This is a genomic window from Staphylococcus pasteuri (assembly GCF_030547725.1).
Classification (GTDB): domain Bacteria; phylum Bacillota; class Bacilli; order Staphylococcales; family Staphylococcaceae; genus Staphylococcus; species Staphylococcus pasteuri.
This window is the reverse complement of record NZ_JAUOQO010000003.1, coordinates 150,841-165,227: the sequence shown is the minus strand read 5'-3', so window position 1 is coordinate 165,227 and position 14,387 is coordinate 150,841. Positions and strand designations below refer to the sequence as shown.

13 protein-coding genes are annotated in these 14,387 nt (G+C 31.8%); all 13 read right to left on the bottom strand.

The window, feature by feature from the left end; all coding sequences use genetic code 11:
* Positions 1–152 precede the first annotated feature (152 nt).
* Positions 153–848 carry a hypothetical protein gene (locus Q4528_RS04415; RefSeq protein ID WP_017636280.1) on the bottom strand — a complete coding sequence of 232 codons (696 nt, stop codon included), beginning with the start codon at positions 846–848 and terminating at the stop codon, positions 153–155.
* 15 nt (positions 849–863) lie between these two features.
* The gene (gene floA / locus Q4528_RS04410; RefSeq protein WP_017636281.1) at positions 864–1,853 is read right to left on the bottom strand and encodes a flotillin-like protein FloA; all 990 of its coding nucleotides are present in this window, start codon (positions 1,851–1,853) and stop codon (positions 864–866) included.
* An 18-nt stretch (positions 1,854–1,871) separates the two neighbouring features.
* On the bottom strand, positions 1,872–2,549 hold the full coding sequence (locus Q4528_RS04405; RefSeq protein WP_272900843.1) for an NfeD family protein: 678 nt from the start codon (positions 2,547–2,549) through the stop codon (positions 1,872–1,874).
* A gap of 242 nt (positions 2,550–2,791) precedes the next feature.
* Positions 2,792–2,968, bottom strand: coding sequence for a 30S ribosomal protein S21 (gene rpsU / locus Q4528_RS04400; RefSeq protein ID WP_000048060.1), 177 nt, complete (start codon positions 2,966–2,968; stop codon positions 2,792–2,794).
* Positions 2,969–3,094: 126 nt separating this feature from the next.
* A complete protein-coding gene (mtaB, locus tag Q4528_RS04395) occupies positions 3,095–4,441 on the bottom strand; it encodes a tRNA (N(6)-L-threonylcarbamoyladenosine(37)-C(2))-methylthiotransferase MtaB (RefSeq protein ID WP_046466742.1) in 1,347 nt (448 codons plus the stop codon).
* Between the two features lie 5 nt (positions 4,442–4,446).
* The gene (locus Q4528_RS04390) at positions 4,447–5,199 is read right to left on the bottom strand and encodes a 16S rRNA (uracil(1498)-N(3))-methyltransferase (RefSeq protein WP_046466743.1); all 753 of its coding nucleotides are present in this window, start codon (positions 5,197–5,199) and stop codon (positions 4,447–4,449) included.
* 1 nt (position 5,200) lies between these two features.
* Positions 5,201–6,139, bottom strand: a complete 939-nt coding sequence (gene prmA / locus Q4528_RS04385) for a 50S ribosomal protein L11 methyltransferase (protein ID WP_046466744.1) — start codon at positions 6,137–6,139, stop codon at positions 5,201–5,203.
* Positions 6,140–6,144: 5 nt separating this feature from the next.
* Positions 6,145–7,281, bottom strand: coding sequence for a molecular chaperone DnaJ (gene dnaJ, locus Q4528_RS04380; RefSeq protein ID WP_029055731.1), 1,137 nt, complete (start codon positions 7,279–7,281; stop codon positions 6,145–6,147).
* A gap of 141 nt (positions 7,282–7,422) precedes the next feature.
* The gene (gene dnaK / locus Q4528_RS04375; RefSeq protein WP_017636287.1) at positions 7,423–9,258 is read right to left on the bottom strand and encodes a molecular chaperone DnaK; all 1,836 of its coding nucleotides are present in this window, start codon (positions 9,256–9,258) and stop codon (positions 7,423–7,425) included.
* 53 nt (positions 9,259–9,311) lie between these two features.
* Positions 9,312–9,962 (bottom strand): nucleotide exchange factor GrpE, encoded by a 651-nt coding sequence (gene grpE / locus Q4528_RS04370; RefSeq protein WP_017636288.1) that lies wholly within the window; start codon positions 9,960–9,962, stop codon positions 9,312–9,314.
* A gap of 30 nt (positions 9,963–9,992) precedes the next feature.
* Positions 9,993–10,970 (bottom strand): heat-inducible transcriptional repressor HrcA, encoded by a 978-nt coding sequence (gene hrcA, locus Q4528_RS04365; protein WP_017636289.1) that lies wholly within the window; start codon positions 10,968–10,970, stop codon positions 9,993–9,995.
* 101 nt (positions 10,971–11,071) lie between these two features.
* Complete coding sequence (hemW, locus tag Q4528_RS04360) at positions 11,072–12,205, bottom strand: radical SAM family heme chaperone HemW (RefSeq protein WP_046466745.1); 1,134 nt, start codon at positions 12,203–12,205, stop codon at positions 11,072–11,074.
* Positions 12,206–12,369: 164 nt separating this feature from the next.
* The gene (gene lepA, locus Q4528_RS04355) at positions 12,370–14,193 is read right to left on the bottom strand and encodes a translation elongation factor 4 (RefSeq protein WP_046466746.1); all 1,824 of its coding nucleotides are present in this window, start codon (positions 14,191–14,193) and stop codon (positions 12,370–12,372) included.
* Between the last annotated feature and the right edge of the window lie 194 nt (positions 14,194–14,387).

Genomic DNA, 14,387 nt, shown 5'->3' with positions numbered 1-14,387 from the left:
GTGGTAATACAACTAAATTTTACTAAATTCTAAATATCTACTCAAATTTTATTAATATAAGTAATAAAAAAGATACTTCTAAATAGTATATTTAAACGTAGTATTTAATGTCAAAAAAAGCCCGAGACATTTCTGTCCCGAGCTATTACAAATTAAAGTTGTTTAGGTTTATTTAAAATTTCATTCCAAATAATACCATTCACTATTTCATCATTATCAAATTGAAAAGCTGACTTACTCATATTACGTTCTACATTTTGTGAATTGAGTAATTGTTTTAATCTGACTCTTTTCGTACGTTCTGAAAGATATTTATCATTAATAATATCTTGCGCCTTTTTCTCAATTAAAGCGAGCTGTTTTTCTTTTTCCCTATCTATCTCACTTCTTACATTCTTTAAATCTTGATGTAAATTTGATTCAAGATCTTTACGTAAATTTTCAGCGCTTTCATCTCTAGATGTTGATTGTTTTACAGGTTCACGCACTTCTTTTTCATTATGATAAGGTGTTGGGTCTGGTTTAGGAATGGAATCATCATAGTCAGTAGGTCTACGATGTAATTCTTCAGATGTAGGTTTACTGTTCTCTATTTCTTGATTCAATGGAGGAAGATTATCGTCAAATGTTCTTTTCTTTTCACTTGATGTTTCTCCATTAATTTCATCACTAAGTTCTTTAAATGTCTTTTCAAATTCTTCGAAAAAACCACCTTTTTTTGGTTGTTGGTTTTCTTTAGGTGTGGACGGTGGTTTTTGATTTTGTCTTTCTTCATGACTCTTATCACGTATGGTACTAATTATTGTTGCTATGATCGATATGACAAAAATAATTATTCCAATATTCATTTAATCACCCCACAATTATTGTTCTGGTGATTCGTCATCATTTTGATCAGTACGTTTATTAATGGCATTTCTCATGCCTGTGTCAGCTTCAATATTTTTTAGATTATAATAATCTTTTACACCAATGTTTCCAGAACGTAAAGCCTCAGCCATTGCTAATGGAACTTCTGATTCTGCTTCTACAACTTTAGCACGCATTTCTTGAACTCTTGCTTTCATTTCTTGTTCTGATGCTACTGCCATTGCACGACGTTCTTCAGCTTTCGCTTGTGCAATATTTTTATCTGCAAGTGCTTGCTCAGTTTGTAGATCGGCACCGATGTTTTTACTAATATCTACATCGGCAATATCAATTGATAAAATTTCAAATGCAGTTCCTGAATCTAAACCTTTACTTAGCACTGTTTTTGAAATATTATCCGGATTTTCAAGAACCTCAGTGTGGTGTTGACTTGAACCAATAGTAGAAACAATACCTTCACCTACACGTGCTATAATTGTTTCTTCACCAGCACCACCGACTAAACGGGCAATATTCGCGCGTACAGTGATACGTGCTTTAGCTTTAACTTCAATACCATTCATAGCTACACCAGCGATAAAAGGTGTTTCAATTACTTTAGGATTTACAGACATTTGAACTGCTTCTAAAACATCTCTACCTGCTAAGTCAATCGCTGCACCACGTTCAAATGGTAAATCTATGTCTGCACGTTGAGCAGCAATGTTTGCATCAACGACTCTATCTACATTACCGCCTGCTAAATAATGAGATTCAAGTTGATTTGTTTTTAAATTTAAACCAGCTTTATGTGCTTTAATTAAAGGACCAATTACTTTTCTTGGTGATACTCTTCTTAAACGCATACCTACTAAAGTACCGATACCAACATGAACACCAGCTGCTAAAGCTGAAATCCATAGGCCTACAGGTACAAATGAAAATAGTATTAATAAAGCTACAACAATAATGACTGCAATTATTATAAATCCAATACTAATCATTTTAACTCTCCTTTATAACTATTCTATTTCTCTTACTACGACACGTGTGCCTTCAACTTCAAGTATCTTTACTTGTCTGTTTCTTAATATGAATGTGCCATCAGAAACTGCATCAATACGTTCATCATCTAACTTAATGATACCAGCAGGTCTAAGGTCCGTGACGGTTTGAGTCGTTTTACCGACTAAATGAGAGCGATCATCGTGAGAAGTGAACCCTGATTCAGCATTAGTTGAATCTTTCAAAATAACTTTATCTAAAAATGGAATATTTTTCTTAAATATTTTCACTAATACCACCCATTCAATTATTGATAATATTAGAGCTACAATCACATTACCTAACATAAGTAGCAGGTTATTGCCTAACATCACAATACTAATTGATATGAGTATTATGCCAATAATACCTATGACTGCACCAACAATAAATAATTCGATAATAACGAATAAAACGCCAATAGCAAAAAGTATTACAGATAATATGTTGACATCACCTTTAATAAGAAAACCTAGAAACAAAATTAATAACGATAATGATGCTAAGATACCAATCATATTTATTTTTTTAGAATATAATTGATATAAAAACCCTAGAAAAATAATACATGTTAGAACAAGTGATACCAACGGATGGACAATAACGTTAGTTATATCTTTAACCCAACTATTTTCAGTTGAAAATTGAGTTAACAGTAAAGTATGTATTACATTTGAATATGTCACTATTTCACCTCACTCTCACCATAATTATACATGAAAACGCAGACATATTATAGTGATTTAGTAATATATAAAAATATTTATTAAATTAAATTTAAACTCAATTTATAAAAGTTAGTTTTCTATAGATAACAAAAAACACCTCAGTTATTACAACTAAGGTGTTTCATATTTATAATTAACATTCTTGTTGAGGGAGTCAACAGTGTTATTAATTATTTGAATTTACGTTTACGTGCAGCTTCTGATTTCTTTTTACGTTTAACACTAGGTTTTTCGTAAAATTCACGTTTACGTACTTCTTGGATAGTACCACTTTTTGAAACTGAACGCTTAAATCGACGTAAAGCATCTTCAAGTGATTCATTTTTACGTACTACTGTTTTAGACATCTGTATTTCCCTCCCTCCAAATATCAACGGAACTTTATATTCAATCGCATAGTAAAACTATGCTTTTATTAGTATAATATATCTGTAATATCCGGTCAATTACTAATATTTATATTTTTAAAATAATTAAACAAGTAATTCTTGTTCAGATTTATTTGTAGCATGATCAACAATACGAATAGCTTTACCTTTATTTATAGGATAATTGGCTTTTTGAATTTTAACTTTCACAATTTGACCTATTAAATCTTCATTGCCTTCAAATTCAACTTTCATGTAATTATCAGCATATCCAACTAAAGTGTTTGGTGTTTCTCCACTTTCCTCAGGAATGACTTCAAGTACTTCATCTTCAAATTTAGATGCATATTCTTTAGCTAATTGATTACTTAATTCAATTAATTTATGCACACGTTCATTTTTGATTTCTTCATCGATTTGGTCGTCCATTCTTGCAGCTGGAGTACCAATACGAGATGAATATGGGAAAACATGTAATTCTGAGAATTTATGCTTCACAATAAAGTCGTATGTTTCTTGGAATTCTTCTTCTGTTTCGCCAGGGAAACCAACGATAACGTCACTAGTAATAGCTACATCTGGTAAAGCTTGATGTAATTTAGTAATTCTTTCTGAGAAGTGTTCCATTGTATATTTACGTCTCATACGTTTTAACACTGTATCTGATCCAGATTGTAAAGGTACATGTAAATGTCTTACAATCTTATTTGAGCTTTCAAGAACACTGATTACTTCATCAGTTAATTGACTTGCTTCAATTGATGAAATACGAATACGCTCTAAACCATCAACTTGATCTAAATCTCTTAATAATTGAGCTAAATTATAATTTTTTAAATCTTGTCCATATCCGCCTGTGTGAATACCAGTTAATACGATTTCTTTATAACCAGAGTTAACTAAAGTAGTCGCTTGTTCCACTACTTTTTCAGGATCTCTAGATCTCATTAATCCACGAGCCCATGGAATAATACAGAATGTACAGAAATTATTACATCCCTCTTGAATTTTTAATGATGCTCTTGTTCTATCTGTAAAGTATGGCACATCTAACTCTTCATATTTACGATTTTTCATAATATTACCAACACCATTAATTGGTTGACGTTCTTTTTGGAATTCATCAATGTAATCAAGTAATTTATGACGGTCTTGTGTACCTACGACTACATCTACACCTGGAATTTCCATAATTTCAGCAGAAGATGTTTGTGCATAACAACCAGTTACACATACTACAGCATCAGGATTTTTTCTGATTGCTCTTCTTATAATTTGTCTACTTTTTTTATCTCCGGTATTCGTTACAGTACAAGTATTAATAACAAATACATCTGCATTTGTTTCAAAATCTACTCTTTCGTAATCTGCTTCTTTAAATAATTGCCAAATTGCTTCAGTTTCATAGTGGTTAACTTTACAACCTAAAGTGTGAAACGCAACTGTTGACATATTGTTCACCCCATTAATTCTTTTTCATAACTTAACGCGCTCAATGCATATAGTGGCGCTGTTTCTGCCCGTAAAATTCTTGGTCCTAAACCAACTAACTGTGAATTTGATTTTAACATTGACACTTCTTCATCAGAAAGTCCGCCTTCTGGACCAAATATAAGTAATACACGATCTTGTGGCTTAAATTGTTTTAACATGTTTTTGAAATGACTATTTTCGTTATGTTTGGCTTGTTCTTCATAAGCAACAAGAACATAATCATACTGAATTATGATATCACAAATTGCCTTTGAATTCGATAGATAATTAATTTGAGGAATTGTTAATCTATAGCTTTGTTCTGCAGCTTCCTTGATTATTTTTTGCCATCGTTCTAGTTTTTTAGAGATTTTTGCATTGTTTAATTTAACAATAGATCGGTCCATTTCTACTGCCAAAAATTCACTGGCACCTAGTTCAGTTGCTTTTTGAATCATCCATTCATATTTATCAGCCTTAATCAAACCACTGCAAATAGTAATATGTTGCGGTAACTCAGTATTAATTTCTTGCTTTTCGATTAATTCTAACTCTATATTTTGATCAGATATATTAGTTATTTTACACGTATAAACATTTTTATCATTAAATGTGATTACTATTTTATGTCCTTCAGAATGGCGCATTACATTTTTAATATGATGCATATCTTCTTTATCTGTAATAAAAAAACGCTGACTTTCATCAGCGTTTTGATTAATAAAATATCTTTGCAAATTAGTCACTCACTTTCTGACCAACGATACATACCCAACCGTTGTCATGTTGAACTGAAATAATTTTAAAACCTACACGCTTCATATGTTCTTCAATTTCTTCATATTTTTCTTCAATTATACCTGAAGTTATAAAGTAACCTTCTTCATTGACTGTATTATAAGCGTCTTCAATCATTTCATCAATAATATGAGCTAAAATATTTGCAATGACAATATCAAATTTTTCATTTTCATCTTTTAATAAATTACCAGGAACAGCTTCAATCTCATTTAGACAATGGTTTTTTTCAAAGTTTTCTTTGGCTACATTAACAGCCATTTGATCAATATCTAATGCCTTTATCCTTTTAACACCTATCAAATGACTAGCTATACTTAATATTCCAGAACCTGTACCAACATCGATGACACTGTGTTGTGGAGTCACATATGTTTCAATAGCTTTTAAACACATACTCGTCGTTGGATGGTCTCCCGTTCCGAAAGCCATACCTGGATCTAATTCTATAAGTAACTCTTCATCTGATTCTTTATTGTAAGTTTCCCAACTAGGAACGATAGTAAATTTATTAGATGCTCGGAAAGGATGAAAATAATTTTTCCATTCATTTTCCCAATCTTCTTCTGCAATTGTAGTTTCACTTATATTAAAAATAGATTTATCTATATCTTTTAATGCTAGAATTTCTTCTTCAATACTAGTACGTAAATTCTCATTAAAATTCACTTCATTGAAATAAGCTTTTAAACGTACTCCTTTTTCTGGATAGTCCTCAGGTTTAAGTTCATAAATTTCACCGAACTTATCTTCTGGGGGATTGATTAAATCATTTGAGTCTTCTACTACTACTCCGTTAGACCCGTAGTTCTCAAGTATATCAGTAATCAAGAATTCAACCTCATGATTAACTACGATCGAAAGTTCCGTCCAATTCATTTTTGTTATTCTCCTTTGAAGAATCTTCTAGCTTTATCTTTAAAATTTGAAGGCTGTTCATTTAGTTCTTCACCATTAATATCAGCAAATTCTTTCATAATTTCTTTTTGTCGTTCAGTCATTTTAGTTGGTGTAAGCACTTTAATGTTTACAAATAAATCACCGTGTCCATAACCATGAACATTTTTAATACCTTTATCTTTAAGGCGGAATTGTTTACCTGTTTGAGTTCCAGAAGGAATAGTTAATACAACGTTACTATTTAAAGTTGGTATTTTCACTTCGTCACCTAGTGCTGCTTGAGGGAAACTAATATTTAAATCATAGTAAATGTCGTCTCCATCACGTTTAAACACTTCAGAAGGTTTAACTCTGAATACAACATATAAGTCTCCACTTGGTCCTCCGTTTACACCTGGTGAACCTTCGCCAGCTAAACGAATTTGTTGTTCATTATCGACACCTTCTGGAATAGTAACTTCTAATTTAACTGTTTTATTTTCAGTACCTTTACCGTGACAAGTTGGACATGGCTCTTCAAATTCTTGTCCACTACCTTCACATTTAGGGCAAACTTGTTCAGTTCTAACTCTTCCTAAGATCGTATTTTGTTCAACTGAAACAGAACCTGCTCCGTTACAATAGCTACATGTTTTTTTCTTAGTACCAGGTTTAGCACCCTCACCATCACATGTATGACAAGTTACATCTTTACGAATTGAAATCTCTTTCTTACCACCGAAAACTGCTTCATCAAATGTGATCGTCATAGTATATTGCAAGTCGTCACCTTTGCGTGGTGCATTTGGATCTCTTTGTCTAGAGGCACCTCCGAAGAATGAACTAAATATATCTTCGAAACCGCCGCCACTGAATCCACCAAAGTCACCGCCGCCAAATCCTTGGCTGCCGAAACCACCTTGTGGACCATCATGTCCAAATTGATCGTAATTTGCTCGTTTGTTATCATCACTTAAAACTTCGTAGGCTTCAGATATTTCTTTGAATTTTTCATCTGCGCCTTCTTCTTTATTTATATCAGGGTGATATTTTTTTGATAATTTTCTGTAAGCTTTTTTAATTTCGTCTTTAGAAGCACTTTTACTTACCCCTAAGACTTCATAATAATCTCTTTTGGCCACAGTAACCTCTCCTTTTTTACTAACAAGATAAGTTTAACTAATTCATAACAACTATCCAAATAAAAAGCCAAAGCCAATGTACAATTGACTTTGACTTTTTTAAAATAGCTTTAATTGAAGTTGATTAGTTCGACTTAAATATTATTTTTTATCTTCGTCGTCTTTAACTTCTTTAAATTCAGCATCTTCTACAGTGCTATCTTGATTTTGTTCACCAGATTCACCTTGAGCTTGTTGTTGTGCTTGTTGAGCTTGTTGGTAAACTTTTGCTGATAAGTCTTGAACAACTTTTTCAAGTTCTTCTTTTTTTGCTTTAATGTCTTCAACATCTTCGCCTTCAAGAGCAGATTTTAATGCTTCTTTTTTGTCTTCAGCATTTTTCTTATCTTCTTCACCGATATTTTCACCTAAGTCGTTAATAGTTTTTTCAACTTGGAATACTAGGCTATCTGCTTCGTTTCTTAAGTCTACTTCTTCACGACGTTTTTTATCAGCTTCAGCATTTTCTTCAGCGTCTTTTACCATACGATCGATTTCATCGTCTGATAATGAAGAGCTTGATTGGATAGTAATATTTTGTTCTTTATTAGTACCAAGGTCTTTTGCAGTAACATTTACAATACCATTTTTATCAATATCGAATGTTACTTCAATTTGAGGTACACCACGTGGAGCTGGTGGAATGTCTGTTAATTGGAAACGACCTAATGTTTTGTTATCTGAAGCCATAGGACGTTCACCTTGTAATACATGAATATCTACTGCTGGTTGATTATCAGCTGCTGTAGAGTATACTTGTGATTTTGAAGTTGGGATAGTAGTATTACGTTCGATTAACGTATTCATACGTCCACCCATGATTTCAATACCTAATGATAATGGTGTTACGTCTAATAGTACAACGTCTTTAACATCACCAGTGATTACGCCACCTTGAATTGCTGCACCCATTGCTACTACTTCGTCTGGGTTTACACCTTTATGTGGATCTTTACCGATTTCTTTTTTAACAGCATCTTGAACTGCTGGAATACGTGTTGAACCACCAACTAAGATGACTTCATCAATATCTGAGTTTGATAATCCAGCATCTTTCATTGCTTGACGAGTTGGTTCCATTGTACGTTTAATTAATGAATCTGCTAACTCTTCAAATTTAGAACGAGTTAAGTTGATTTCTAAGTGTAATGGACCACTTTCACCAGCAGAGATGAATGGTAATGAGATTTGAGTTTGAGATACACCAGATAAGTCTTTTTTAGCTTTTTCAGCAGCGTCTTTAAGACGTTGTAAAGCCATTTTGTCTTGTGATAAATCTACACCGTTTTCTTTTTTGAATTCTGATACTAAGTGGTCAATGATTACTTGGTCAAAGTCATCCCCACCTAATTTGTTGTCACCTGCAGTTGAAAGTACTTCAAATACGCCGTCACCTAATTCTAAGATTGAAACGTCGAAAGTACCGCCACCTAAGTCAAATACTAATACTTTTTGATCTTGTTCAGTTTTATCTAAACCATAAGCTAATGCAGCAGCTGTTGGTTCATTGATAATACGTTCTACTTCTAAACCAGCAATTTTACCAGCATCTTTAGTTGCTTGACGTTCAGCGTCATTGAAGTATGCAGGTACTGTGATAACAGCTTTATCTACTTTATCACCTAAATAGCTTTCAGCAGTGTTTTTTAAGTTTTGTAATACCATTGCTGAAATTTCTTGTGGTGTGTATGATTTACCTTCTATATCTACTTTGTAATCTGTACCCATATGACGTTTGATAGATTGTACAGTATTTGGATTAGTAATAGCTTGTCGTTTAGCTACTTCGCCGACTTGTGTTTCACCATTTTTAAAAGCTACAACAGATGGTGTTGTACGAGCACCTTCAGGGTTTTGAATAACTTTTGGTTCGTCACCTTCTAATACTGCTACACAAGAGTTTGTTGTTCCTAAGTCAATACCGATTACTTTACTCATAATAAAATTCCTCCAATTGTTATATTTATGTTTTCAATGTTTTTTCGCCAATATTATTGGTTTACTTTAACCATTGATGGTCTTAATACTCTATCTTTTAATTTGTACCCTTTTTGTAGTTCTTGAGTGATAATACCTGAACCATATTCAGGATTGTCATCTTGAACTACTGCCTGGTGTACATTAGGGTCAAATTCTTGTCCTTCAGATTCAATTTCTTCAAGACCATTGTCTTTTAAGGCTCTTAACAGACTTTCATGAACCATTTGAACGCCTTTTTGAAGTGATTTAAATGATTCATCTTCACCTTCAATTTGTAGTGCACGTTCAATATTGTCGATAGTTGGTAAAATATCTGTTAGTACACCTTGAGATTGATACATTTTATTGATTTTATTTTCGTTCTGAATTCTACGTTTATAGTTTTCAAATTCAGCATATAATCTTAAATATTTCTCTTCGTTGTCATTTGCTAACTTTTGTAAGTCATTAATTTCTTGATCTTTTGGATCAATGCTTTCATTATCAGTTTCTTCAGAAGAAACTGTTTCATTGTTTGATTCTTCTTGCGTTTCTACATCTTGCGTATTATTAGATTCAGTGTTATCAACTGAAGTCGCTGTTTCTTCAGATTGTGTATCTGTTGTTTGGTTGTCTGTTTCTGTTTCAGTATTTTGTTTCACTGATTCATCTTTTTCTGTCATTTTGTGCCCTCCAATACAATTCTAATTACGTTACCAAATTCGGTTAAGTAATTGAATTACATTTTGATAATGCATCGCAGTTGGTCCAATAACCGCAATTTGACCTTTGAGTTTCTCATCAAAGTGATACTGTGTTGATACTATTGATATATCACTTAAATTTTCATCTATTTCTTTACCAATTTTTACATTGATTTGAGAATTGGATATATCATCTAATAATTCAATAATTCTATTTGATTCGATATACTGCAAAATTGGTTGAATAGAAGATACATTAGATTCATTCAATGCATCAATCAGTTTAACCTTTCCACCCATGTAAATGCTATTACTTTGATTGGAAATGTGTAAATTCATCATTTTAACTAATTCTTTAATGAATTGTGCTTCATTTTGAGTTTGTGCGAATCTTTCTATTTCATCAATTTGACCTTTAATTAACTTATTATATTGATTTGATAGGAAATTGGATATCTTATTCAATTCATCATTAGTTAAAGGTAATTCAGATGTAAGATGCACATTTTCAACATAGCCTGATGAAAATACTAAAATCATTATTATTAAATGATTATTTGCTCGAATCAAATGAATATTATTAATAATGTCTTGATTATGGTTGGGACGAACAACCAACGTTGCATATTGAGACATCATAGATAGTTCATTTGCAAAATACGTTAATGCAGAAGAAGTATCATAATGATTCTCAATCATTAACTGATTTAAACGTTGAATTTTGTTTGAGTTTTGATGAGATGTTTGTTCTAATAATTGATTTACATAGTATCTAAAACCTAATTCGGATGGTGACCTTCCTGAAGATGTATGAACCTTTTCAATGAAATCCATATCTTCCAGTTGTTTCATTTCATTCCGAATTGTCGCTGGACTTACATTTAAGTCGTGACGATCAATTAAAGTTTTAGAACCAATGGGTTGTCCATAATCAACATAATCTTCAACAATTGCATTAAGAATGCTTAATTGTCTATCTGTTATCATGTTTTCACCTCATTAGCACTCTTTTCTCTTAAGTGCTAATTATAATTTATCAAATTGGTCAAAGTAAGTCAACGTTAAAGCATTAGAAATTTAAATTTATTTTAGATATTTAATAAAAATGCTTCAAAAACCTCGTTACCAATGACTTTACCTCTCTCCGTAAGATAAATATAATCTGATTTTTCCTCAATCAACTTTCTATTTTTTAAATCATTAATAGTTTGACCAAATACATTTTCAATTGATGTATTAAACTTCTCATTGAATTTAGTCATACTAACGCCTTGATTTAATCTTAGTCCTAAAAACATCTCTTCTTCCATTTGCTCATTTATAGTTGGTTCAGTTTGAGTAAGAAGAGGTACTTCTTCATTTTTAATAGCTTTAATATAATGATTAACAGGGTTAACATTTGTATAACGTACTCCATTTGTATATCCACTTGCGCCCGCACCGAAACCATAATATTCCTCATTTAACCAATAAACTTTATTGTGTTCAGATTCGTGTCCTTCAATAGCAAAATTTGAAATCTCATATTGATGGAATCTTGAATTTTCAATTTTATGCATTAATAATTGATACATTTCTGCACCTAAATCTTCGTTAGGTAGTTTGAGATGACCTTTCCTATACATATTATAAAATTGGGTTTTGGGTTCTAGTATGAGTCCATAACTAGATATATGATCAATATCCATTTGCATTGCTAAATCTAAACTATTTTCAAAATCTTGAAGAGTTTGTTGTGGTAAATGATACATTAAATCTAAACTAATAGATTCTATACCAGCATCTCTAGCATTTTTAACTGCATTATAAATATCTTCGGTTTTATGTGTTCTTCCTAAAATATTTAGTAGTTCTGGTTTGAACGTTTGTACTCCCATTGATATGCGATTTACACCATAAGATTTTAGTAATTTCACTTTCTCAAATGTAAGTTCATCTGGATTTGCCTCAAAGCTGTATTCGCCTTCAATATTAAATAGATTATTGATTCCTGATAATAATTTTGTAAGTTGATCTATATTCAATGCAGTTGGCGTACCTCCACCAACATACATCGTTTTTAAATTGGTATTTGAATGTTTAGTATGTCTTTCCATTTCTAATAGTAATGAATCCAAATAGTCATCAACTGGTTGCTTATCAATAAAATATTTATTGAAATCACAATAAGTACATATTCTGACACAAAACGGTATATGAATATAAGCACTTTGTATGGTCAATTTAATTCCTCCACAAGATATGACTTTATTTTTATTAAAAAATTAGAGGCGGGATAGAATTAAGTTAAAAATCAATTCTGGTCCCACCTCGTATCAAATGTAAATATTTAAATCTTAATTAAAAAGTGTTTTTAAATACAAAATCACACTTAATAACGTCATTATTATTCTTCATCCATTTTAAGTACTGCTAAGAATGCATCTTGAGGAATCTCTACATTACCAACAGCTTTCATTTTAGCTTTACCAGCTTTTTGTTTTTCTAAAAGTTTACGTTTACGACTAATGTCCCCACCATAACATTTAGATAATACGTTTTTACCCATAGATTTAATGTTTGTACGTGCTACTATTTTTTGACCAATTGCAGCTTGTACAGGTACTTCGAATTGTTGTCTAGGGATTAATGTTTTTAATTTTTCAACTAGTGATTTACCACGTTCATATGCAAATTCTTTGTGGACTATAAAGCTAAGCGCATCTACTTTTTCACCATTAAGTAGGATGTCCATTTTAACTAAATCACTTTCTTTATTTTCAATAAATTCGTAATCAAATGATGCATAACCTTTAGTATTAGATTTAAGTTGATCAAAGAAATCAAATACAACTTCTGATAAAGGAATTTCATAAACGATGTTAACTCGAATGTCATCTAAGTAATCCATATTAACAAATTGGCCACGCTTACGTTGACATAGTTCCATGACTGCACCCACATAATCATTAGGTACCATCATTGTTGCTCTAACATATGGTTCATAAATTTTTTCTATACGATCACGTTCAGGCATTTGTGCTGGGTTATCAACTGTGACTTCAGATCCATCTTTTAGTATACATTGATAAATTACTGATGGAGCAGTTGCAATCAATTCAATTCCAAATTCACGTTCGATTCTTTCTTGAATGATTTCCATGTGTAACATACCTAAGAATCCAGTTCTATAACCAAAACCTAAGGCTTGTGATGATTCTGGTTCGAATTCTAATGAAGCATCGTTTAATTGTAGTTTTTCAAGCGCTTCACGTAAATCATTATAATTTTTATTATCAATTGGGAATAAACCACAATAAACCATTGGATTCATTTTTTTATAACCTTGTAATGGTTTCTCAGCAGGTCTATTCGCTAAAGTAATAGTATCACCGACACGTGAATCATCAACATTTTTAATACTTGCAATGATATAACCAACATCACCGACAGTTAATTCGTCCACAGGTAGTTGTTTTGGAGTATTAATACCTACTTCAGTCACTTCAAATTCTTTACCTGTTGCCATCATTTTAATCTTATCTCCAGCTTTTACTACGCCATCAATAATTCTAATTGATGAAATAACACCGCGGTACGGATCATATTCTGAATCAAAAATTAATGCTTTTAATGGAGCTTCTGGGTCTCCTTCAGGTGGTGGGACAACTTCTACAATTTTTTCAAGAATTTCTTCAATACCAATATTAGATTTTGCACTTGCAAGAACTACATCATCTTGGTCAAGACCAATAACATCTTCAAGTTCTTGCTTAACTCTTTCAGGTTCAGCTGCTGGAAGATCAATTTTATTAACTACTGGTAATAGTTCTAAGTTATTATCTAAAGCTAGGTATACATTAGCTAGTGTTTGTGCTTCTATACCTTGTGCAGCGTCGACTACTAAAATAGCACCTTCACATGCAGCCAATGATCTTGAAACTTCATATGTAAAATCGACATGTCCAGGTGTATCGATTAAATGGAATGTATATGTTTCTCCATCTTTAGCTTCGTATTTTAATCTAACAGCATTTAATTTAATTGTGATACCACGTTCTCTTTCTAAATCCATTGAATCTAACAATTGATCTTGCATATCTCTAGTTTCTACTGATTTCGTATTTTCAAGAATTCTATCAGCTAAGGTAGATTTACCGTGGTCTATATGAGCTATAATAGAGAAATTTCTAATCTTATCTCTTCTATTGTATCGTTCTTGCTTATCCATTATATCCTTCTCACTTTCATATTTATAACCCGTATTTGTACATCTTTGATATGATAACGTTTTTAAATTGTAAATGCAAACATCTAATTAATCGTTTAAATAAACCATTTACTTTGATAAACTAATACTTATATTGGTTTAGGTTTAATCTTGCATACTTTATTATAAAGTGTAATGAACTTAATTCCAATACT